The organism is Haloplanus sp. GCM10025708, assembly GCF_042663985.1.
Lineage (GTDB): Archaea > Halobacteriota > Halobacteria > Halobacteriales > Haloferacaceae > Salinirarus > Salinirarus marinus.
This window is the reverse complement of the sequence record NZ_JBHSZA010000011.1, coordinates 746,919-766,840: the sequence shown is the minus strand read 5'-3', so window position 1 is coordinate 766,840 and position 19,922 is coordinate 746,919. Positions and strand designations below refer to the sequence as shown.

The 19,922-nt window shown below is 67.8% G+C and carries 18 protein-coding genes and 6 pseudogenes; 13 read left to right on the top strand and 11 right to left on the bottom strand.

The window, feature by feature from the left end; genetic code table 11:
* Positions 1 to 50: 50 nt before the first annotated feature.
* From cydB to ACFQJD_RS07280, 4 genes and pseudogenes are all read right to left on the bottom strand, one after another.
* A pseudogene (cydB, locus tag ACFQJD_RS07295) lies at positions 51 to 1,062 on the bottom strand (cytochrome d ubiquinol oxidase subunit II).
* Positions 1,055 to 2,449, bottom strand: coding sequence for a cytochrome ubiquinol oxidase subunit I (locus ACFQJD_RS07290; protein WP_379797200.1), 1,395 nt, complete (start codon positions 2,447 to 2,449; stop codon positions 1,055 to 1,057). The pseudogene cydB and the gene ACFQJD_RS07290 overlap by 8 nt, the downstream one beginning before the upstream one ends.
* A gap of 145 nt (positions 2,450 to 2,594) precedes the next feature.
* Positions 2,595 to 3,298 (bottom strand): annotated as a pseudogene (locus tag ACFQJD_RS07285) (SDR family oxidoreductase).
* An 85-nt stretch (positions 3,299 to 3,383) separates the two neighbouring features.
* The gene (locus ACFQJD_RS07280) at positions 3,384 to 4,850 is read right to left on the bottom strand and encodes an aldehyde dehydrogenase family protein (protein WP_379797198.1); all 1,467 of its coding nucleotides are present in this window, start codon (positions 4,848 to 4,850) and stop codon (positions 3,384 to 3,386) included.
* A gap of 139 nt (positions 4,851 to 4,989) precedes the next feature.
* On the opposite strand from ACFQJD_RS07280, the gene ACFQJD_RS07275 reads away from it, so the two are divergent.
* The 6 genes and pseudogenes from ACFQJD_RS07275 to ACFQJD_RS07250 all read left to right on the top strand — a co-directional run bounded on the left by ACFQJD_RS07275 (position 4,990) and on the right by ACFQJD_RS07250 (position 9,711).
* On the top strand, positions 4,990 to 6,333 hold the full coding sequence (locus ACFQJD_RS07275; protein WP_379797196.1) for an ABC transporter substrate-binding protein: 1,344 nt from the start codon (positions 4,990 to 4,992) through the stop codon (positions 6,331 to 6,333).
* Position 6,334: 1 nt separating this feature from the next.
* Positions 6,335 to 6,715 (top strand): ABC transporter permease subunit, encoded by a 381-nt coding sequence (locus ACFQJD_RS07270; RefSeq protein WP_379797194.1) that lies wholly within the window; start codon positions 6,335 to 6,337, stop codon positions 6,713 to 6,715.
* A pseudogene (locus ACFQJD_RS07265) lies at positions 6,715 to 7,202 on the top strand (branched-chain amino acid ABC transporter permease). Before ACFQJD_RS07270 ends, ACFQJD_RS07265 begins: the two are co-directional and overlap by 1 nt.
* Positions 7,202 to 8,074 (top strand): annotated as a pseudogene (locus tag ACFQJD_RS07260) (branched-chain amino acid ABC transporter permease); the annotation flags it as partial. The pseudogenes ACFQJD_RS07265 and ACFQJD_RS07260, both read left to right, overlap by 1 nt.
* Before the next feature lie 124 nt (positions 8,075 to 8,198).
* Complete coding sequence (locus ACFQJD_RS07255) at positions 8,199 to 8,972, top strand: ABC transporter ATP-binding protein (RefSeq protein ID WP_379800438.1); 774 nt, start codon at positions 8,199 to 8,201, stop codon at positions 8,970 to 8,972.
* Positions 8,969 to 9,711: pseudogene (locus ACFQJD_RS07250) on the top strand (ABC transporter ATP-binding protein). The gene ACFQJD_RS07255 and the pseudogene ACFQJD_RS07250 overlap by 4 nt, the downstream one beginning before the upstream one ends.
* A gap of 231 nt (positions 9,712 to 9,942) precedes the next feature.
* Here ACFQJD_RS07250 and ACFQJD_RS07245 read toward each other — a convergent pair.
* The gene (locus ACFQJD_RS07245; protein WP_379797192.1) at positions 9,943 to 10,836 is read right to left on the bottom strand and encodes a hypothetical protein; all 894 of its coding nucleotides are present in this window, start codon (positions 10,834 to 10,836) and stop codon (positions 9,943 to 9,945) included.
* A gap of 41 nt (positions 10,837 to 10,877) precedes the next feature.
* On the bottom strand, positions 10,878 to 11,021 hold the full coding sequence (locus ACFQJD_RS07240) for a hypothetical protein (protein ID WP_379797189.1): 144 nt from the start codon (positions 11,019 to 11,021) through the stop codon (positions 10,878 to 10,880).
* Here ACFQJD_RS07240 and ACFQJD_RS07235 point away from each other — a divergent pair.
* Positions 11,008 to 11,724 (top strand): hypothetical protein, encoded by a 717-nt coding sequence (locus ACFQJD_RS07235; RefSeq protein WP_379797187.1) that lies wholly within the window; start codon positions 11,008 to 11,010, stop codon positions 11,722 to 11,724. The genes ACFQJD_RS07240 and ACFQJD_RS07235 overlap by 14 nt on opposite strands.
* Here ACFQJD_RS07235 and ACFQJD_RS07230 read toward each other — a convergent pair.
* Positions 11,622 to 12,167, bottom strand: a complete 546-nt coding sequence (locus tag ACFQJD_RS07230) for a hypothetical protein (RefSeq protein ID WP_379797185.1) — start codon at positions 12,165 to 12,167, stop codon at positions 11,622 to 11,624. The genes ACFQJD_RS07235 and ACFQJD_RS07230 overlap by 103 nt on opposite strands.
* A gap of 55 nt (positions 12,168 to 12,222) precedes the next feature.
* Positions 12,223 to 13,065 (bottom strand): MBL fold metallo-hydrolase, encoded by an 843-nt coding sequence (locus tag ACFQJD_RS07225; RefSeq protein ID WP_379797183.1) that lies wholly within the window; start codon positions 13,063 to 13,065, stop codon positions 12,223 to 12,225.
* 78 nt (positions 13,066 to 13,143) lie between these two features.
* On the opposite strand from ACFQJD_RS07225, the gene ACFQJD_RS07220 reads away from it, so the two are divergent.
* The gene (locus tag ACFQJD_RS07220) at positions 13,144 to 13,590 is read left to right on the top strand and encodes a TIGR00725 family protein (protein WP_379797181.1); all 447 of its coding nucleotides are present in this window, start codon (positions 13,144 to 13,146) and stop codon (positions 13,588 to 13,590) included.
* Positions 13,591 to 13,603: 13 nt separating this feature from the next.
* Here ACFQJD_RS07220 and dph2 read toward each other — a convergent pair whose 3' ends face one another.
* Positions 13,604 to 14,638 carry a diphthamide biosynthesis enzyme Dph2 gene (gene dph2 / locus ACFQJD_RS07215; protein WP_379797179.1) on the bottom strand — a complete coding sequence of 345 codons (1,035 nt, stop codon included), beginning with the start codon at positions 14,636 to 14,638 and terminating at the stop codon, positions 13,604 to 13,606.
* 137 nt (positions 14,639 to 14,775) lie between these two features.
* Between dph2 and ACFQJD_RS07210 the strand changes: the two genes are divergently transcribed.
* The 3 genes from ACFQJD_RS07210 to ACFQJD_RS07200 are packed head-to-tail and all read left to right on the top strand — an operon-like array spanning position 14,776 to position 16,492.
* The gene (locus tag ACFQJD_RS07210) at positions 14,776 to 15,150 is read left to right on the top strand and encodes a YlbF family regulator (RefSeq protein WP_379797177.1); all 375 of its coding nucleotides are present in this window, start codon (positions 14,776 to 14,778) and stop codon (positions 15,148 to 15,150) included.
* 57 nt (positions 15,151 to 15,207) lie between these two features.
* Positions 15,208 to 15,825: a MinD/ParA family ATP-binding protein gene (locus tag ACFQJD_RS07205; RefSeq protein WP_379797175.1), complete on the top strand. Its 618-nt coding sequence runs from the start codon at positions 15,208 to 15,210 to the stop codon at positions 15,823 to 15,825.
* Between the two features lie 40 nt (positions 15,826 to 15,865).
* Complete coding sequence (locus ACFQJD_RS07200) at positions 15,866 to 16,492, top strand: RAD55 family ATPase (RefSeq protein ID WP_379797173.1); 627 nt, start codon at positions 15,866 to 15,868, stop codon at positions 16,490 to 16,492.
* A gap of 9 nt (positions 16,493 to 16,501) precedes the next feature.
* Here ACFQJD_RS07200 and ACFQJD_RS07195 read toward each other — a convergent pair whose 3' ends face one another.
* Positions 16,502 to 16,762 (bottom strand): hypothetical protein, encoded by a 261-nt coding sequence (locus ACFQJD_RS07195; RefSeq protein WP_379797171.1) that lies wholly within the window; start codon positions 16,760 to 16,762, stop codon positions 16,502 to 16,504.
* A gap of 39 nt (positions 16,763 to 16,801) precedes the next feature.
* Positions 16,802 to 17,788 (bottom strand): annotated as a pseudogene (locus tag ACFQJD_RS07190) (FKBP-type peptidyl-prolyl cis-trans isomerase).
* Between the two features lie 290 nt (positions 17,789 to 18,078).
* On the opposite strand from ACFQJD_RS07190, the gene cyaB reads away from it, so the two are divergent.
* Together cyaB and ACFQJD_RS07180 are read left to right on the top strand one after the other, a co-directional pair.
* A complete protein-coding gene (cyaB, locus tag ACFQJD_RS07185) occupies positions 18,079 to 18,624 on the top strand; it encodes a class IV adenylate cyclase (protein WP_379797169.1) in 546 nt (181 codons plus the stop codon).
* Positions 18,625 to 18,686: 62 nt separating this feature from the next.
* Positions 18,687 to 19,910, top strand: coding sequence for a methionine adenosyltransferase (locus ACFQJD_RS07180; protein WP_379797167.1), 1,224 nt, complete (start codon positions 18,687 to 18,689; stop codon positions 19,908 to 19,910).
* The last annotated feature ends 12 nt before the right edge of the window (positions 19,911 to 19,922 follow it).

The following is a 19,922-nucleotide window of genomic DNA, read 5'->3' as shown; positions in this document are numbered from 1 at the left end:
GTTGGTTGGACGACACCCTCTTAAGAGTATGTCAGACGTGCGGACGCCGTTCAGTACGACTCGTCGGTGGACGCCGGCCCGCGGAACGTGGAGTAGAGAAATACGAAGTAGCCGAGCACGAGCGGAAGGAGGACGGCCGCGAAGACGGTCGTGAGGTTGAGCGCGAGCGTCGAGACGGCGGCGTCCGACGCCGAGAGGCCGACCGCCGGGTCGACGGCCGGGTAGGCCAGCGTCGCCGCGACGCCGACGAAAGCGAAGACGAGGGCCGCGACGCCGGCGAACGCGAGATGATACCGTTCCCGACGGACGCCGACGACGACGACGACGCCGAGACCGGCCGACGCGGCGACCAGGCCGCCGATGGCCGGCGAGACGACGACGCCCCGGAGCGCCGGGCGGGTGAACGCCAGCGTTCCGAGTGCGACGACCACGAGACCGAGATAGACGGCGACCGCCGGGGCGGCGTATCCGGCCAACTCCGCTCGCAGGTCGCCGCGGGTCTTGACGCCGAGATAGGTCGCCCCGTCCGCGACGGTCAACGCGACGGTCGCGAGGCCGACGAGGAGACCGAAGGCGGTGAGCGTCCGGGACGCGCCGGCGACCCAGTTGCCGACGAAGACGCCGAGGAAAAACGGCGCGGCGACGCTGCCGACGACGAACCCCGGCCCCAGTACCGCTGCCAGCGCTCGTCGTGGCGCTGTTCGTAGAACTCGGGAGAGAGGCCGCGGAGGATGAGCGCACCGAGGATGGCGAACATCAGCAGGTAATGCCGGCTGAAGAGGTTGGCGTACGCGGGCGGGAACGCCGCGAACAGCGCGCCGCCGAAGACGACCAGCCAGACTTCGTTGCCGTCCCAGAACGGCCCGATGGCCGCGAGCAGTAGTTCCTCTCCTCCGAACGCTCGCGGGTGGCAAAGAGCGCCCCGACGCCGAAGTCGAAGCCGTCCAGAAAGAGGAACATCCCGAGGATGAAAAAGACGAGTCCGAACCATATCGTCGGCAGCGGCAGTCCCAGAATCGGGTCGGTGGCGAGCGACGCCGGCACGGCGGCGAAGTCAGACATCGGAACCGACCCCCTCGTCCTCGGACCCCGTCGGCGGGTCGCTGACGTGCGACAGGTCCGCCGGGCCCTGCCGCAGGAGTCGGAAGACGACGTAGGCGTACAGCGTGATGATGGTCGCATAGACGGCGACGAATCCCGCGAGTGTCAGCGTCGCCTCCGTCGGCGTGAGGTCGGACGTCGCCTGGCTCACCCGCATGAGCCCCTGTACGACCCACGGCTGTCTCCCCACCTCCGTGACGATCCAGCCGACTTCGACGGCGAGAATCCCCGTGAGCGACGACGCGACCATCGCCTTGTGCAACAGCCGATCCTCGAACAGTTCGCCGACCCACCACCGGTAGCCCGCCCAGAACGCGAGCAGCACGAACCAGAAGCCGAGCGCGACCATGATGCGGAACGACCAGAAGATGATCGCCACGGGCGGCGACCCCTGGAACTCGTTCAGGCCCCGGATGACGGCGTTCGGATTCCCGCCGCTCGCGAGCCACGACGCCCCGCCGGGGATGCCGATGCCGAACAGCTCTTTCGCGCGTGGGTTCAGTACCTGGTCCAGATTCATCGGCACGGCGATGATGTACTCGGGCACGTACGAGTCCGTCTCGTAGACGGCCTCCATCGCGGCGAACTTCTGCGGTTGCGTCTCGTAGACGTGGCGGGCGTAGGCGTCGCCGTGGATCACCTGCAGCGGCGCGGTCAGTATCAACACCAGGACGGCGAGTTTCATCGTCCGTCGCCAGAACGCCGAGTCGTCGCCGAACTGGACGTGGTAGGCGGCCGCTCCCGCCATGAAGAGGGCGACGGAGACGACGGCGGCGTTCTGCATGTGGACGAACATCCACGGGAATCGGGGGTTGGCGTAGGCGGCGATGGGGTCGACCAGCGTGAACACCGGCTGGCCGCTCTGCATCACCATCTCGTAGCCCCGCGGCGTCTGCATCCAGGAGTTGGCGATGAGGATCCACAGCGCCGACAGCCACGTCCCGAGGGCGACCAGCACCGCCGAGAGGAAGTAGACCCGGTCCGAGACGCGCTCGCGACCGAAGACGAAGACGCCGAGGAAGGTCGCTTCGAGCATGAACGCCATCATCCCCTCGACGGCGAGCGGACCGCCGAACAGGTCGCCGGCGGCGGCCGCAAAGCGGGCGAAGTTCGTCCCGAACTCGAATTCGAGGACGAGCCCGGTGACCGTTCCGACGACGAAACTGATGGCGAAGATGGTCGTCCAGAACTCCCGCAACTGCACGTACACCGGGTCGTCAGTCCGGATCTCTTTCCACGTGAAGTAGACGAGGAAGGGCGCGAGCCCCATGCTCATCACCGGGAAGACGATGTGGACGATGGTCGTCAGCGCGAACTGGAGTCGACTGGCGAGCGTCGGGTCGATCATGGCTGGCAGGCTGTGACGGACCGTCCGTCTACGCTATGGGACTGTGTCCCAATAACGTATCCCCCAGCGTCGTTCCAAGAGACTGGGAACGGACGCCGGAACGCCGACCGCCGTCACCGACCCGAGCCCCGCCGTCGTCGGGCGGTCAGATGTCGCGGCCGCCGTCGACTTCGAGCGCCGTGCCCGTGATCATCGCCGCCTCGTCGCTGGCGAGGAAGACGGCGGCGTTGGCGATGTCGCCCGGTTCGGCGAGCCGACCGAGGGGATGGTGTCGAGCATGTCGTCGACGCGCAACTCCTCGCCGGAGAACGAGGGGAGCATCGCCGTGTCCGTCGCCACCGGACAGATGGCGTTGACCCGGATGTCGTCGCTCGCGAGTTCGTGGGCGAGTTGCTTCGTGAGGGTGATCATCCCGCCCTTGGAGGCGCAGTACGCCGACAGCCCCGTCCGCGGGCGGATGCCCGCCGTCGACGCGGTGTTGAGGATGACCCCACCGCCCTGATCGCGCATGTGTGGGACGGCGTACTTCGCGCCGAGGAACGCGCTCTTGAGGTTGACGTCGACGACGCCGTCCCACGTCTCCTCGGTCACGTCCTCGACGGGCGTCGACTGCTGGGGGATGCCGGCGTTGTTGTGGAGGACGTCTATCGTTCCAAACTCCTCGACGGTCCGGTCGACGAACGCCGACACGTCGTCGGCGTCGCTCACGTCGGCGACGTGGGCGACGGCCGAGCCGCCGTCGCGGGCGTCGATGCGGTCGGCCACTTCGGTCGCCGCCTCGCCGTCGACGTCGACGACGACGACGTCCGCGCCGCGCTCGGCGAATCGTTCCGCCGTCGCTTCGCCCATCCCCGACCCTGCGCCAGCCACCGCTACGGCCGTTCGCTCGAGAGACATGTGAAACGGTTCGCCGACGGGGGCTTTGTATCTTGAGTTACGCGCCGGGAAGGTTGCCGCCGTCTCCACCGATATCGATGGCGACGTTTTTCGTCCGGAGGTAGGACTCCAGCGCCTCGAGTCCCTTTTCGCGGCCGATCCCGCTCATCTTGTAGCCGCCGAACGGCGTCTGGTTGGTGTCACCGAACCACTGATTGACGTAGACGTTGCCCGCTTCGAGGTCGCGGGCGAATCGGTGGGCGCGGGTCACGTCGCTCGTGAAGACGCCCGAGGTGAGACCGTACTCCACGTCGTTGGCGAGTTCGAGGGCTTCGTCCGCCGTCGAGAAGGGAACGACGACGAGGACGGGGCCGAAAATCTCCTCCTGGGCGATGCGCATGTCGTTCGAGACGTCGGTGAACACCGTCGGTTCGACGAAGTGGCCCTCGCGGTTCGGCGCGTCGCCGCCGGCCGCCAGCGTCGCTCCCTCCGCCCGGCCGAGTTCGACGTAGTCCGTCACCTTCTCGAACTGCTCTTCGGAGACGAGCGGCCCCATGTCGGGGTCCTCGACGCCCGGGCCGAGGCTGTACGACTCCGCGGCGTCGACGACTCTCTCGACCAGTTCGTCGTGGACGGATTCGTGGACGAGGAGTCGGTCGGCCGCCGAGCAGACCTGGCCGGCGTTGGTGAAGATGGCCGTAGCGACCCAGTCGGCGGCCGAGTCGAGGTCGGCGTCGGGGAAGACGATCGCGGGGTTCTTCCCACCGAGTTCGAGCGTCACCGGCGTGACGGTGTCGGCGGCCGCCCGCATGATGGCCTGGCCCGTCGGGACGCTCCCCGTGAACGTGATGGTGTCGACGTCGTCGTGGCCGGAGAGCGCCGCCCCCGTCGGGTCGCCGTAGCCGGGGACGACGTTGACGACGCCGTCCGGGACGCCCGCCTCCGAACAGAGCTCCGCGAGGTGGAGCGCCGAGATGGGCGTCTGCTCTGCGGGCTTGACGACGGCGGCGTTGCCGGCGACGAGCGCGGGCGCGACGCCGCGGGCGAAGAGGTTCGCGGGGAAGTTCCACGGCGTGATCTGTGCGCTCACGCCGTAGGGTTCGCGGACGGTGTAGTCCACGCCGTCGTGGCCGACGGGGACGCTCTTGCCTTCGAGTTTGTCCGCCGCGCCGGCGTAATACTCGAAGTAGCGCGCCGCCCCCAGCAGGTCGCTCCGCGCCTGTGAGATGGGTTTCCCCTGGTCGCGGCTCTCGATTTCCGCGAGTTCGTCCAGGCGGTCGCGAATCCGCTGGCCGACGGCGTAAACCAGCCGACCGCGCTCGTCCGGATCGACCGTCCGCCACTCCTCGAACGCGCGACGCGCGGTGTCGACGGCGGTGTCGACGTCCGCGGCCGTCCCGGCGGCGACCGTCGAGAGGAGGCCATCCGTCGCGGGGTCGTACGTCGGAAGCGTCGACCCGTCCGAGGCGTCGCGCCACTCGCCGTCGATGTAGAGACCGTACGAATCTCGGATGTGAGTGGACATACTGTATGCCAGCGACGACGGCCTGTTAACGATTGCTATCGGACCGAAGAGAGGCGAGGTGTGTTCATTGAACCCACGAGACACGCCTTCTACGGTGGTTTCAGAAGCCTTTAACCCACCGAGTGACTCGCCCTCAGATATGCCAACGCCAACCAGGCGGACGTTCATCGGCGCGACTGGAACGACTATCCTCACCGGCCTCGCTGGCTGTGCCGGCAGTGGGGGCGGTGGGACGGCGACACCGACGAGCACGGCCGGTGGTTCGAGCGGCGACGATACCTCGACACCGACCAGTACCGCAGGCGACTCCGGCAGCGAAGCCGACATCAAAATCGGCGTCCTCCTGCCCTTTACCGGCGAGTACGACTGGGTCGGCGCGAACGTCTATCCGGTGACGAAGATGCTCGTCGACGAAATCAACGCCAACGGCGGCATCGACGGGCGGAACGTCGGACTCGTCCGCGGCGACACCGAAGCGACGGTGGACGCGAGCGTCTCGGCGGCACAGAAACTCGTCAACGTCGACAAAGTCGATCTCATCGTCGGCCCGACCAGCCTCACGTTCACGGGCGTCAAGGACCTCATCGAGGAGAACGGAATCCCCGTCATCAGCCCTTCGGCAGGAACGACTGAACTCGACGACGTCGGCGGGGAGTTCATCTTCCGGACGGTTCCGAGCGACTCGCTCGGCGGCCGCGCCATCTCGAAAGCCATCCGCAACGAGCAGTACAACGGCATCACTGACTACTCGAAAATGGGGCTGATGGTCGGCAACGCACCCGCACTGCAGTCGTTCAAAGCGCCCATCAAATCCTCCTTCGAGGAGTACGGCGGAACGGTGACGAACACGCTCGACTACGCGACGGGCAAGTCCTCCTACCAGGCCGAGGTGTCGAAGATGCTCCAATCGAACCCCGAGATCATCTGTCTGGTGGGGACGCCGGAGGACTCCGCGAAGATCATGCGCGCGGCGTTCCAGGCCGGCTACGAGGGCAACTGGTTCGTCACGCAGGACCAGACGAACGCGGAGTTCCTCTCGCTGATCGAACCGCAGATCAGCGACGGCATCCTCGGCCTGGTCGAGGCCGACAATCCCGAAGCCGTGGAGGCGGGCCGCATCGAGCAGTTCACGGCCGACGTGAAGGCGGCCACGGGGAGCGAACCCGGCATCTTCGCGAAAAACACCTACGACGGGGTCAACATCGGGACGCTGGCGATGGTCGCCGCCGCACAGGACGGCGACGTCACCCGCGAGTCCATCGCGGCGAACATCCCGACGGTGGCGAAACCGCCCGAACAGGACGTCACTACCTACTCGGAGGGCGCGTCCGCCATCGCCGAGGGGACGGACGTCAACTACGAGGGCCTCGTGGGACCGTGTGACTTCAACGAGTACGGCGACATCTCCTCGCCGTTCGCCATCATGCAGGCCGACGGCACGGAGTGGAACCAGATCGCCACCCTGCCCGCAAGCGAACTCTGAGATGGCTGACTTCGTCGGAGTCGTACAGACGCTCCTGTACGGCCTCATCAACGGGAGCGTCATCGCCGTCGGAGCGGTCGGGCTGACGCTCTCCTACGGCGTCACTCGGTTCATCAACTTCGCCTACGGGGAGTTGCTGACGCTCGGGGCGTACACGGCCCTGCTCCTCGTCGGGATGGGACTGGGCCTGCCCGTCGCCGCCGTCGTCGCCGTCCTCGTGATCGGCGTCGGCGGCGTCCTCGTCGCGCGGGTGTTCTACGATCCGCTGTCGGACCGCGGAGCGCTCCCCTGCTCATCACGAGCATCGGCGTGGCGTTCGTCCTTCGGAATCTCGTCCGCGCGGCCGCGGGCACGGAGGCCCGGCAGCTCCCGGTCCCGTTGATGCGCCCGTGGGTCGTCGCCGGGCTTCGACTCAACCCCGTCGACGCCGGCGTGATGATCGCCGCCGTCGTCGCCATGCTCTCGATTCACCTGCTGTTGCAACGGACCATGCTCGGAAAGAAGATGCGCGCGACCAGCGGCAACGAACAGCTCGCGCGGGTGGCCGGCATCGACACCGACGCCGTCGTTCGGCGGACGTGGCTCATCTCCTCGGTCGCGGGAGCCGTCGCGGGCGTCCTCCTGGCCGTTCAGTTCCCCCATTTCGCCCCACCATGGGGTGGGATTTCCTCATCGTCGTCTTCTCGGCGACGCTCCTGGGCGGGATCGGCAAGCCCTACGGCGCGATGGTCGGTGCACTCGTCGTCGGCGTCGCCATGAGCGTCGGGACGCGCTACGTCGCCACCGAGTACACGATGGCCTACGCCTTCGCCATCCTCGTCCTCGTCCTCCTGTTCAAACCGGAGGGCATCGCCGGGGGTGAACTCTGATGGCGTTCGCGATCCCGGGCGTCGCCTCGTTCCTGCTTTCGATCGGGACGCTGGCGCTCATCTACGCGCTGCTGGCCATCGGCCTCAACGTCCACTACGGCTACACCGGCCTGCTCAACTTCGGTCACGTCGCCTTCTTCGCCGCCGGCGCGTTCACGTCGGCCATCCTGACGGTGCCGCCGCCGGGGCCGAACGCGGGGTACGCCCTCGGATTCGGGTTGCCGATGCCGCTGTCGCTCCCGGTGTCGCTTCTCGCCGCCGCCGTCGTCGGCGGCGTGCTGGCGACGCTCGTCGGCCTCACGAGCGTCCGCCTCGGATCGCATTACCTCGCAGTGGCGACGTTCGCCCTCGCGGGCATCTTCGAGGACGTCCTCGTCAACGAGGAGTGGCTCACGCGCGGGACCTTCGGCCTCAACTCGGTGCCAAAGCCGGGGCGGGCGGTGCTCGGAGCCGATCTCTGGCAGGTGTCGTATTTCGTCTTCGCGCTCCTGCTGACCGGTCTCGTCTACCTCGTCGTCGAGCGACTGATCGACGCTCCCTTCGGCCGACTGCTGAAGGGCATCCGCGAGGAGGAGCAGGCGGCCGGAATGCTCGGCAAAAACACCGACTGGGTGAAGTTGAAGTCGTTCGCCATCGGCGGCATGATCGCCGGCCTCGCCGGCGGCGTCTACGCCCACTACATCGGGAGCGTCGTCGCCGTCACCTTCGTCTCGCTCGTCACGTTTCTCGTGTGGGTGGCGCTGTTGATGGGCGGCGCGGGGTCGAACCGCGGCGCGATCGTCGGCGCGTTCCTCCTGATCGCCTTCCGCGAGGGGACGCGCCTCAGCGCGGTGAACGACTTCGTCGTCTCCGTCCTCCCGTTCGAGGCGAGCGCGACGCTCGTGCCGAGCCTCCGCTTCGTCATCATCGGCCTGTTGCTGGTGCTCGTCGTGCGCTACCGGCCGGCCGGCCTGCTCGGCAACCCCGACGAACTCGTCCTCTCGGAGGGGGTGAACGGTGAGCGACACCGAGAACGTCCTCGAAGTCCGGGACGTAGTGAAGGCGTTCGGCGGCATCACCGCCGTCGACGCGGCGTCGTTCGACGTGCCCGACGGCTCCATCACGGGGCTCATCGGCCCGAACGGAGCGGGCAAATCGACGATGTTCAACCTCGTCACGGGCGTGTTGACGCCGGACAGCGGACGCATCCGCCTCCGCGGCGAGGACGTCGTCGGCGAACCGCCCCACCGTATCGCCGAGGCCGGCGTCGGGCGGACGTTCCAGACGCCGAAGGTGTTCGCGGGCATGAGCGTCCGCGAGAACCTCGCGTTCGCGGCGAAAGACCAGACGGGCGAGTCGGCGCTGGGAGCGCTCCTCCGCCCCGGAACGGTCGCCAAGGAGGAAGCCGAGATCGGCGAGCGGGTCCAGGAGACGCTGGAGTTCCTCGAACTCGACCACGTCGCCGACGAGTACGCCCGCGGCCTCTCGGGCGGCCAGCGCAAACTGCTCGAACTCGGGCGGGTGTTGATGCTCGACCCCGAACTCGTCATGCTGGACGAACCCGCCGCCGGCGTGAATCCCGCCCTCACCGACCGCCTCCTCGAACGCCTGCACGAGCTCAACGACGAGGGGCGGACGCTGTTGCTCATCGAACACGACATCGACCTCATCATGAACAACTGCGACCACGTCGTCGTCATGCACAACGGGAGCAAACTCGCCTCGGGGCCGCCGAGCCGCATTCAGGAGGACGAACGCGTCGTCGAGGCCTACCTCGGAGGTGGCGAATGAGCGAGAAGGACATCGAGAGCGTCGAGCGCTTGGACGACGCCGTCCTCTCGGCGCGCGGCGTCGAGACGGGGTACGGCGACCTGCAGGTGCTCTACGGCGTGGATGTCGACGTCCGCGAGGACGAAATCGTGGTCGTCTTCGGCCCGAACGGCGCGGGGAAGTCCACGCTGATGAAGGCCATCTACCGACTGCTCCCCCTCTGGGACGGGTCGGTGACGGTCACCGGCGACGACATCTCCGGCGTGGCGACCGACGACCTGGTCGAGTACGGCGTCTCCTACGTCCCGCAGACGGACAACGTCTTTCCCAATCTCACCGTGGGCGAGAACCTCGACATCGGCGGCGCGTCCGTCGCGGACAGCGAGGCCCGCCGCGGGGAACTGTTCGACCTCTTCCCGCGACTCGAGGAGCGCGTCGCCCAGCGGGCGGAGACGCTCTCGGGCGGCGAACGCCAGATGCTGGCGATGGCACGGGCGCTGATGCCCGATCCCGACGTGTTGCTCATCGACGAACCCAGTGCCGGCCTGGCACCCCAGCTCATCGACCGGGCGTTCGACCACGTCGAACGCGTCCGCGACGCCGGCACCGCCGTACTCATGGTCGAACAGAACGTGACCGCGGCGCTCCGCGTCGCTGACAGGGGTACGTCCTCGACATGGGCGAGAACCGCTTCGAGGGCGACGCCGACGCGATGCTCGACAGCGACAGGGTGCGCGAACTCTACATGGGGCAGGCATAGAGCGTTCCGTTCCTCCTCGTTTCCCTGATCCATCGCCGAGGACGCCGCCCGCTACGCGGGCGCGAAACTCACGCGATAACTACTGTGCGGCACGCGGAGCGACGTCACTCGACGGATGAGAACGTCCGCCGACCCGGAGGGCGACGCACCGATGGTACGTGATAGCGGGGCGACGCGGTGGAGGGTGGCGGACGACGGAACTACGCGTCGCGATACGAAAAGCGCCCCGGTTTACAGTTCGATGGCCGTCTCGACGCCGCCCGTCAGAACGGATTTGAGCCGGTCGCTCGCGCGCCCGGTTTCGGCGACGTTCTCCATCAACACGGTTTCGCTCGGGAAGAGGTGGTCGCCGAGGACGAGGCCGTGTTCCCGCGCCGTCGATCCGGTCATGGTGAGGTAGACGCCCAGTCCGGCGTCAGCGATGGCGGCTTCCTCCTCTGCCTCCGGCGACGGGTAGACGAAGGAGACGTCCTCGATGGCGCGCGTCCCGAGGACGGCTTCGACGAGGCGTTCGTAGCGCGGCGAGATACAGAGCGGGCCCTCGTAGTCGGCGACGAACGACCGGTCTAACTCCGCGCCGGGCGGGAGGATATCGGGCGTCGCCAGCAGCGTGTGATAGACGGTGTCGCCGAGGCCGGAGACCACCCGAACGTCGGTGTCGCGCGGGTCGATGCGGGCGTTCACGTCGGCGAGGCTGTCGAGGCCGTCTTCGTGGAGGGAGACGACCTCCTCTAAGACGAGGTCGGCGCTGTCGAAGCCGAGGCCGAACTCGTGGGTCCGGAGGGCGCGGAACGGTTCCTCGCGGCCGACGAGTTGGACGTCGAGGCCGTCGACCGAGAGGGTGACGCTGTCGAAGACGATGCGCCGGGGCATCCCCGCCCGGTCGTCGCGCAACAGGGTGTACTCCGGCGCGCCCGGCGAGTCGAGGTCGCTGTACGCGGCGAGACGGTCGTAGACGCCACGCTCCGGACGTTTCTTCCCTTTGGTGACCGCCTTCTCGTATCGGAGCGTCGAACTGATGTCGTCGGCCAACGCCTCCGCACCCGCGGCGTCCGCGAGGCGCTCCAGAACCGCCTCGAGCGGCCGTCCTTTTCGGGGGACGGCGACTCGTACCGTCTCGGTCATTGTCGAATCGAGGGGGCCGTCGCTTTACCGATTGCGCTTCTCTATTCGGTGCCGAACGCGCTACTCAACCGGTCGCGGAACTCCCGGAGGTCCTCGAGTTCGGCCTGAATGTCGTCGAGTTCGGCCCGGACGTCCTCCTCGACGTCCACGAGGCGTTCGTCGAGGCCCGCGATGTCCTCCCGCACCTCGCCCATCTCCTCGTCGAGGGTGGCGACCTGTGACTCGACCGTTTCGACCGTCTCCCGCACGGCCGAGACGTCCTCTCGGAGGTCGGTCCGCTCGGTCGCCGCCGCCGAGAGGAGGCGTCGACGTCCGCCAGCCGCGACTCGAGCGAGTCGAGTTCCCCTGGAACTCGTCGAACACGTCGTCGGCGGTGCCGTGGTCGTCGAGGAAGTCGGCGAGGGCGTCGCGGTACGCGAGGAGGTCCTCGACCTGCGACTGGAGGCGGCCGATGCGGACGTCGACGCTCTTGGGCGCGCCGAAGTCCAGTTTCTCGCGGAGGAGTTCGAGGTCCTCGTCGGCCACGTCGCCTGCGCGGATTTCGTCCGCGAGCGCGGCCGCCACGCCGTCGAGTTCGCTCGCGTGCTCGGGCACCGCTTCGGCGACGGCCGCCGTCTCGGGGGCCGCCGCACCGACGGACGTCGCGCCCGTCTCCTCGGCGGCCTCGACGGATTCGTCCGCAGCGTCCGGGTCGGCCGTCTCGCTGGCCGCTTCGACCGGAGGATCGGCGGCGGGCGACTCGGCGGCCGCCGAGTTCGGATCGGACGCGCGCTCCTCGCGTCGCGTCACAGCGGGCACCGTCTCCGAGTCGATACTCCGGGGGCAGGTGGCTCTTCGTCCTCGCCTCCGCCGAGAAGCGGTTCGTCGTCGAGTCCGGGCAACCCCTGATCGCCGGCGAGGGCGTCGCGGACGACCTGCGTGGTGTCGCGGCCAAGGACGCCGTCCGCTCCGCCGGAGGTCGCGCTCTCGTCGAGCAACTCGACCGTCGGCTCTCGGACGAACTCCTCGACCCGGTCGAGGTCGTCGACGCGGACGCCGTAGACGGTTTCGACCTCCTCGCCCGGCTCGAGCGTTCGGACGTACTCGACCCGGTGGTCGCGGTACGCGGTCCAGTTGTCGCTCTCGTAGTCGGGATGAAAGCCGATTCCTTCCATCGAGAACGAGTCGGGGATTTCGTCGACGAGCCGGAGGTGGACGGGTTCGTCGGCGGCGGACGAGATAGTGAAGGTGATCGCGGGCACCGGAAACCGGTCGGCGGCGAACGACTTCACCACGTCAACGTCGTCCTCCCGAACCGTCACCGGCACGTCGAGGTCTGGTTCCTTCGCCATGCACGGCACATCCAGCAGTGAGCCTATAAAACAACCGGCGAACAGGGATCGGCGGCTACAGATCCACCCGGTCGCCGATCTCCGCGAGTTCGAGTCGCTCCGGATAGTCGAAACTGCGAGCGTGGTGGTGCAGTGCGGTCGGGTCGGCGGTGAGCCCCTTCCACACGTCCCAGTGGCTCGGGAGCAGGCGGGTCAGTCGGAGGTCGCGGGCCGCTTCGACGATCTGCGTTTCGGTGCTGTACCACTGCGTGTACGTCGGTTCGCCCGTCTCCTTGTCGGGGAGGAGTCCGGCGGTGCCAAACGCCAGTATCCCGAGGTCGAGGTCGAATCGCTGCCCAAGGTCCGCGAACGACTCGCACGGGCGCGTGTCGCCGCCGTGGAACAGCGTCCCCGCCTCGTGGTCGAAGACGTAGCCGACGGGGTGGTCGGCGTCGGGGTCGTTCGTCTCGACGACGTGGACGGTGAACTCCCCGACGTCGAAGTCGTCGCCCGCCTCGACCTCGACGAACTGGTCTTCGACGACGCCCCACTCGTCGGTCCAGCGTTCGCGGCCGACCACGGACAGACTCGCGGGCGGCGCGTAGTACGTCGCGCCCGTCGACGCGAGGATCGGGGCCTGCGTCGGGCCGTGGACGTGGTCCGAGTGTTCGTGCGTCGCCAGCACCGCGTCCGCCTCCGCGACGTCCGACGGATCGAAGGGGACGGGGATCGTGCGGACGGTCCGGGGCGGGTCGCCCGTTCCGAGATACGGATCGACGAACACCGTCGTCCCGTCGCGTCCCTTGAGGACGAACCCGTTACAGCCGAGATACCAGACGGCGACGGTGTCGGGGTCGGCGTCCGCGACGGCGCGGGGGAGCCAGTCGCCCCAGTCGCTCTCGCCGAGTTCGTGAGCCATACCCCGAATCGCCGCGTCGTCGTTTACGCGTTGTGGTACGTGACAAAACTGTTGTCGAACGGGGCGCAACCGACGGCCATGCGCGTCAGCGTCATCGGCGGCGGCACGGTCACGGAAGCGACCGCAGAGACGGCGGCCGCGGTCGGGCGTCTGCTCGCCCAGCGGGGCCACGTCGTCGTCTGCGGCGGCCGCGGCGGGGTCATGGAAGCGGCCTGTCGCGGGGCGAAGGACGCAGACGGCGAAACCATCGGTATCCTCCCCGGCGAGGACCGCACGGCCGCGAACGACTACGTCGACGTCGCCGTCGCCACCGGTCTCAACCACGCCCGGAACGCGCTGGTGGTGATGAACGGCGACGCCGTCATCGCCGTCGACGGCGGGGGCGGGACGCTCTCGGAACTCGGCTTCTCGTTCGTCTACGACCGACCCGTGGTGGGCGTCGGAACGCACGACGTGCCGGGCGTCGAGAACGTCGAGTCGGCGGAAGAAGCGGTGGCGTTCGTGGAGCGTGCCGGCAATCAGTGAGACGCTCCGGCCGTCACCACGTCCCGTGGAACGTGTCGAACTCCAGTTCGTCGAGGGGTTTGTTGCCGACGGCGATCTCGTATTCGCCGGGCGTGAGCATCGGCTTGTGGAACTGGGGGCCGTCGTCGGTGGTGATGCGCGGACAGCCGGTGTTGACGAACGCGTCGAAGTCGAAGTTCCGGAGTCTGTCGGGCGTCACTTCGTCCATCGTGACGAGGTAGGCGTCGTCGTTCTCCGCCAGGATTTTCTCGGCGTCCTCCCAGCGGCCCTGGCCGATCTTGGTGCAGTAGATGACGCCCCACCGCTCGGCGTCCATCGCTTTGTGGACCGAGGCGTAGCGCTGTTTCATGAACTTCTCGGGGTCGGCCACCTTCACGACGTTGTTGACGGGGTCGGCGATGACGACGCGTTTGTCCGGGTGTTCCATCGCGAGGCCGAGCGGGTGGAACTTCCCGCCGCCGACGTAGAGCACCTGGTCGGCGTCGATGTCGGCCGAGGCGTAGTTGCAGCCGAGGACCTGTCCCTCGTGAGAGAGGCGTTCGTCGCCGCGGCGGGTGTAGACGGTGTAACCGCGGTCCTGAAGCCACTCGTGCATCTCCTCGAAGCGGTTCATGTGCTGGGCGGTGGTGACCAGCCCCACGTCGTCGCCGTCGAGTTCGTCGACGGCGTCCTCCATGATGGGGAACGGATCGACGTTGGAGAACAGCGGCACGTAGATGATCTTGTCCGACTCCTTCATCGCGGAGTGACCGAAGTGGACGAACACGTCGGAGCGCCGCATGAGGAAGGTGTCGAGGTCGCACGCACCGTAACAGGGCTGACCGGAGATCATGAACGTCACGTCGTCGCCGGCGAGTTCGCGCAGGTCGTCGGCGACGGCCGGTGCGCGACGCTTCAGCCCCTCGGGGAACTGCAGACCGACCGTGGCGGCGTCACGCTCCTCGACGGCCTCGACGATTCGGTCGAGTTCGTAGTCCCACTCGCGGTCGTGTTTGAGGGACATCCCGGTCTTGCGGAGGTCCCCTTCGGAGTACGCGTCTTGGCTCATTGAAACGTTCTGGGGAGGGATCCGTTTAACCCCGACGTTTCGATCGTTTCCCGCGACCAGGAACGTCGCGGGACGAGCGCCGACTGGTTCGGCGGTCAGTCGGTAGGTTGAAACGACGGCAGATCCAAGGGCGCGCCATGAGCATCGAGGCGACACGGCTCGAGGACCTCGGGCGCGAACTCGGCGAGGCCATCGCCGACTGCCCCGAGTATCGGACGTTCGAGGAGGCCCAGCGCGCCGTCGAGGCCGACGACGAGGCACAGGAGATGATCTCGGAGTTCGAACAGCTCCGACAGGAGTTCATGATGGCCCGCGAGACCGGCCAGGCCACACAGGAGAACCTCGAAAAGGTCCAGGAAGCACAGGAGAAACTCCACGCCCTGCCGGTGATGGAGGAGTATCTCGACGCACAGGAGGCGCTGCAGGAACGCCTCGAAACCGTAAACGAGGCGATCTCCGAGCCGCTCGCCGTCGACTTCGGCGGCGAGGCCGGCGGCTGCTGTCACGACTGATTCTACCGGCCGCGTTCGTCCGGAGGTTCATGGCGGGTGACGACGCCAGCCCGTGGTATGCTCGCGATAGCCGGCGGGAAAGGCGGTAGCGGAAAGACGACGACGACGCTCGGACTGGCGAGCGCGATCGACGGCCCCGCCGTGGCCGTCGACGCCGACCGGGACATGCCGAACCTCCACTCGCTCGCGGACGTCGACCGCGAACCCACGCTCGCGTCGCTGGGCGACCGCGACGTCGACGCCCTCGCCCAGTCGGTCCGCGGGCGCGACGACGTCGGCGTCCTCCCGGCACCCCGCGCCGGCGAGCGGCGGAATCTGGACGCACATCTCTCGCGACTCGCCGCGGTCGAGACGTCGGCGTCGATCCTCGTCGACTGCCCCGCGGGCGCGGGGCCGGACGCCGCCGCTCCGCTTCGACTCGCCGACGGCGTCGTCCTGGCGACGTCGCTCTGTGCGCCCGCCCTGCGGGACACCGCGAAGACGGCGGCGATGGCTCGCGCGCTCGGGACGTCGGTCCACGGCGCGGTGATGACGCGGTGTCGCGTCGTCCCCGACGGCGTCGAGGGGCTGCTCGGCTGTCCCGTCCTCGCGGCGGTGCCACCCGCCGATCCGCCGGTGCTGTCGTCGGACGCCGTTCGACGGGCGTACCGGCGGGCGCTCGATCGAGTCGGATAGCCCGAAGGACTATTATCGTCGCCGCTCGTACGTCGTACCGATGGCGGACAGGCTCTCGACGGGTATCACCGTCCTCGATCGACAACTCGACGGCGGGATACCTCCGGGGAGCCTCGTGTTGTTGCTCGCAGAGCCGGCCAGTCAGTCCGAGCTGTTTCTGTACGAGCTGGCGACGACGCGGCGGACGCTCTATCTGACGACCGTCCGGACCGAGCAGGCGATCCGGGACGCCGTCGACCGCTATCGCGGCGGCATCTCTCAGTTGACCGTCCGCGACGTCGACAGCGCCGCCCCGCTCGACACCGCGAACCGCCTCGTCAAGGATCTGCCCGAGGACTCGAACCTCGTCGTCGACGTGCTGGACCCGCTGGAGGCGACGGACACCTCGCGGTATCGCACCTTCCTGAACGAACTCCAGAATCACATGGTGAACACGGGCGGCGTCGCGATGCTGCACGCGATGAAAGACGGCTCGTCGACGGCGACGCGGAACATGTCCGCGCACATGGCCGACGTCGTCTTCGACTTACAGACGGACGTCCGGAGCAACGAGATCGTCAATCGCCTCGCCGTGCCGAAGTTCCGCGGCGGGAAAGCCCTCGAAGAGACGATCAAGCTCAAGCTCACCGAGGACATCACGATCGACACCAGCCGCGACATCGCCTGACGGAGCGGGTCAGACCAGATAGTAGGCGAGGGTCCCGAGCGTCGCGAGCACGGTGAGCGCCTCCCAGAGCCGCGGCCGCTCGACGACGCTGCCCGTGTCGCCCTTCCCGAAAAAGAGGTAGCCGAAGTAGACGAAAAGCGGCGAGAGACGGGAGAGAACGGGCGCGGCGACCTGGAACACGAACTGGAGCGCGAGCGTCAACGCGACGGTACAGACGGCGGCGACGGCCGCGACGCGAAGGTCGTCGACGGCTTCCTGGGGCAGATCCATGCTCGTGGCGTCGGTCGAGCGCTTGAAGAGTCCGTCTCTTTACTCCTCGTCGAGGTCGACGTCGGACTCTTCGAGTTCCTCGGCGAGGTCGTCGGCGTCGACGTCCATATCTTCGAGGTCGACGTCTTCGAGGGCCTCTTCGACGTCGCCGCCGCCGGCACCCATCCCGCCCATCATGCCGCCCATGCCGCCCATCATGCCGCCCATGCCTTCGATGGTCTCCTGGACGATGACGCGGTCGAGGTCGAGACGGTCCATGAGGTCCTGTGCAATCTGCTGTTTCGAGAAGAGCCACTGCTGATTCATCGCCATCTGCGGCGTGGCTTCGATGTACAGCGTCTCCTTCTCGACGGTTTCGGTCACCGTCTCGGGCTCTTCGCCCTCCTCTTCGGGTTCCTCGACGCGTTCCTCCTCGACCTCGTCGGTCTGGATCCAGACCTCGGGGGCTGCTGGAGGTACATCTCGAGGAGGCCCGCGGCCTGTTCCTCGCGGTCCTCGACGACGTCGACGATTTCGTACTCGTACTCGAGGTCCTCGCCGGCGAGGGTGGTTGAAGTCGACGCGGGCGCGCCCGCCGATGACGGTCTCGACGTGGCCCTGCTCCCCGTCGATGGTGACGCGAGCGCCGGGGTAGCGGTCGTCCTCGTCGATCTTCTCGGCGCTGATGGTGCGCACGTCGTCGGGATCGAACTCGCCGAACGCCTCGTCGGCCGGAACCTCGACCGTGCCGGAGTCGCCGACCTCCTTGCCGACGAGTTCCTCGTCGACGGACTGGAAGACGTGGCCCGCGCCGACGATGACGGTGCGCGGCGAGAAGTCGTACTCCTCGTCGTCGATGCCGGCCTCCTCGGCCACGTCCTGTTTCGTCGTGTCGACGACCTGATCGTCGTCGACGGTGCGGATGGTGTAGTCGAGGCGGACGAAGTCGCCGTCCTCGAGTCCCTCCTCGGCCTCGACCGGTTCCTCCTCGGATTCGTCTGCGTCTACCTGCTCTTCTGCGGACTCTGCCTGCTGTTCGTCAGTCATACAGTGGACAACTCCCGTGCGACCCTTAAGAATCACGTTTCGGCCCCGCTGCCAGTTCCCGTCGGATTCGCCGGTCGACCGGGCCTCAGACGGAACGCCTCCCCACCGCGGATTCGAGCGTCGACCGGTTCGCCCTGCGTCGACGCCGAGGCGGGCGTCGAACGTGGCGAGGTCCACATGGCGACAGTCCGACGACGGTCCCGCCGGACGCCGACGGTCCCGCCGGGGGTGAGCAACACCGGGGACGTCGCTCCAGAGGGCTTTTTCTCGTCGCCGCCGTCGTCGGTCGTATGTACGAAGTCGAACTGAAGGTTCGCGCCGCACACGGCCCGGTTCGGGACCGACTCGTCGACCGCGGCGCGGAACACGTCGGACGAGTGACGCAGGTCGACACGTACTACGACGCCCCGCACCGGGACTTCGGAGAGACGGACGAGGCGCTCCGCCTGCGCCGCGAGACGGCCCACGACGAAGCGACGACGGAGACGCGCATCACCTACAAGGGGCCGCTCGTCGAGGCGGCGTCGAAGACCCGCGAGGAGTTCGAGACGGGCGTCGTCGACGGCGAGACGATGGACGCCATCCTCGGCGAGCTCGGGTTCTCGCCGGCGGCCGTCGTCGAGAAGGACCGCGACCGCTACGCGCTCGAGGGCTACACCGTCACGCTCGATTCGGTCGCCGATCTCGGCGAGTTCGTCGAGGTGGAACGCGCGGCCGAGGAAGCGTCCCTCGAATCCGCCCGCGAAGGCGCGTACGACCTCCTCCGCTCGCTCGAACTCGACCCCGACGCACAGATTCGCACCTCCTATCTCGGCCTCCTGTTGGATGCACAGTAGTAATATAAACTCCGGAGATGGTTTCCGCAAGTTATAGCACCCGGTAGCGACTACGACCGGCAATGACCGAGCGGAACGTACGCGTCGATTCGATGGAGCGGCGAGCAGTCGAAGACCAGGACGTCGAGATCGTCGAGCGAAAGGGCATCGGGCATCCCGACTCGCTCTGTGACGGCATCGCCGAGAGCGTCTCCCGCGCGCTCTCGAATCTCTATCTCGACCGGGTGGGGAAGGTGCTCCACTACAACACGGACGAGACGCAGCTCGCGGCCGGCACCGCCGAACCCGCGTTCGGCGGCGGCGAGGTCATCGAACCCATCCACGTCCTGATCGTCGGACGGGCGACCCGTCGGTACGACGGACAGACCCTGCCCGTCGACACCGTCGCCCTCGACGCGGCCCGCGACTACCTGAACGAACACGTCCCGGAACTCGAATTCGGGACCGACGTCGTCGTGGACGTCCGCCTCGGCGAAGGCAGCGGCGACTTACAGGAGGTGTTCGGCGAGGACGGCGCGACGGTGCCGATGGCGAACGACACGAGCTTCGGCGTCGGTCACGCCCCGCTGACCGAGACCGAACAGATCGTCCTCGACGCCGAACGCCACCTCAACGGCCCGTACGCCGCGGACCACCCCGAACTCGGCGCGGACGTGAAGATCATGGGCAAACGCGAGGGCGACCACGTCGACCTGACGGTGGCCGCCGCGATGATCGACTCCTACGTGCCGGACATGGAGGCCTACCGCGCGGCCGTCGACCGCGTCCGCGAGACGGTCGAGACCGTCGCCAGGGAGCGCACCGACCGCTCGGTGTCCGTCCAGGTGAACACCGCCGACGACTACGACGAAGGGGCCATCTACCTCACGACGACGGGAACGAGCGCCGAGCAGGGCGACGACGGCTCCGTGGGCCGCGGCAACCGCGCGAACGGCCTCATCACGCCGAACCGCCCGATGAGCATGGAGGCCACGTCGGGGAAAAACCCCGTCAACCACATCGGGAAGATATACAACCTCCTCAGCACCGAGATCGCCGAGAGCGTCGTCGCCGAAGTCGACGGCATCCGCGACCTGCAGGTCCGCCTCCTGAGCCAGATCGGCCGCCCCATCGACCAGCCCCACGTCGCCGACGCGATGGTCGTCACCGAGGAGGACGTCGACCTCGCCGACATCGCGCCCGACGTGGCGTCCATCGTCGACCGCGAACTCGCGAACGTGACGACCGTGACGCGCCGCACTATCGACGGCGAGCTCTCGACGTTCAGGAACCGAACGAGCCAGTAGGCCCGGCACGTA

What these genes read in the sequence shown, in the direction of transcription:
- ACFQJD_RS07290 (WP_379797200.1), bottom strand. Translation starts at nt 2,449, where the DNA reads ATGATCGACCCGACGCTCGCCAGTCGACTCCAGTTCGCGCTGACGACC.
- ACFQJD_RS07280 (WP_379797198.1), bottom strand. Translation starts at nt 4,850, where the DNA reads ATGTCCACTCACATCCGAGATTCGTACGGTCTCTACATCGACGGCGAG.
- ACFQJD_RS07275 (WP_379797196.1), top strand. Translation starts at nt 4,990, where the DNA reads ATGCCAACGCCAACCAGGCGGACGTTCATCGGCGCGACTGGAACGACT.
- ACFQJD_RS07270 (WP_379797194.1), top strand. Translation starts at nt 6,335, where the DNA reads ATGGCTGACTTCGTCGGAGTCGTACAGACGCTCCTGTACGGCCTCATC.
- ACFQJD_RS07245 (WP_379797192.1), bottom strand. Translation starts at nt 10,836, where the DNA reads ATGACCGAGACGGTACGAGTCGCCGTCCCCCGAAAAGGACGGCCGCTC.
- ACFQJD_RS07235 (WP_379797187.1), top strand. Translation starts at nt 11,008, where the DNA reads ATGTCCTCCCGCACCTCGCCCATCTCCTCGTCGAGGGTGGCGACCTGT.
- ACFQJD_RS07230 (WP_379797185.1), bottom strand. Translation starts at nt 12,167, where the DNA reads ATGGCGAAGGAACCAGACCTCGACGTGCCGGTGACGGTTCGGGAGGAC.
- ACFQJD_RS07225 (WP_379797183.1), bottom strand. Translation starts at nt 13,065, where the DNA reads ATGGCTCACGAACTCGGCGAGAGCGACTGGGGCGACTGGCTCCCCCGC.
- ACFQJD_RS07220 (WP_379797181.1), top strand. Translation starts at nt 13,144, where the DNA reads ATGCGCGTCAGCGTCATCGGCGGCGGCACGGTCACGGAAGCGACCGCA.
- dph2 (WP_379797179.1), bottom strand. Translation starts at nt 14,638, where the DNA reads ATGAGCCAAGACGCGTACTCCGAAGGGGACCTCCGCAAGACCGGGATG.
- ACFQJD_RS07210 (WP_379797177.1), top strand. Translation starts at nt 14,776, where the DNA reads ATGAGCATCGAGGCGACACGGCTCGAGGACCTCGGGCGCGAACTCGGC.
- ACFQJD_RS07205 (WP_379797175.1), top strand. Translation starts at nt 15,208, where the DNA reads ATGCTCGCGATAGCCGGCGGGAAAGGCGGTAGCGGAAAGACGACGACG.
- ACFQJD_RS07200 (WP_379797173.1), top strand. Translation starts at nt 15,866, where the DNA reads ATGGCGGACAGGCTCTCGACGGGTATCACCGTCCTCGATCGACAACTC.
- ACFQJD_RS07195 (WP_379797171.1), bottom strand. Translation starts at nt 16,762, where the DNA reads ATGGATCTGCCCCAGGAAGCCGTCGACGACCTTCGCGTCGCGGCCGTC.
- cyaB (WP_379797169.1), top strand. Translation starts at nt 18,079, where the DNA reads ATGTACGAAGTCGAACTGAAGGTTCGCGCCGCACACGGCCCGGTTCGG.
- ACFQJD_RS07180 (WP_379797167.1), top strand. Translation starts at nt 18,687, where the DNA reads ATGACCGAGCGGAACGTACGCGTCGATTCGATGGAGCGGCGAGCAGTC.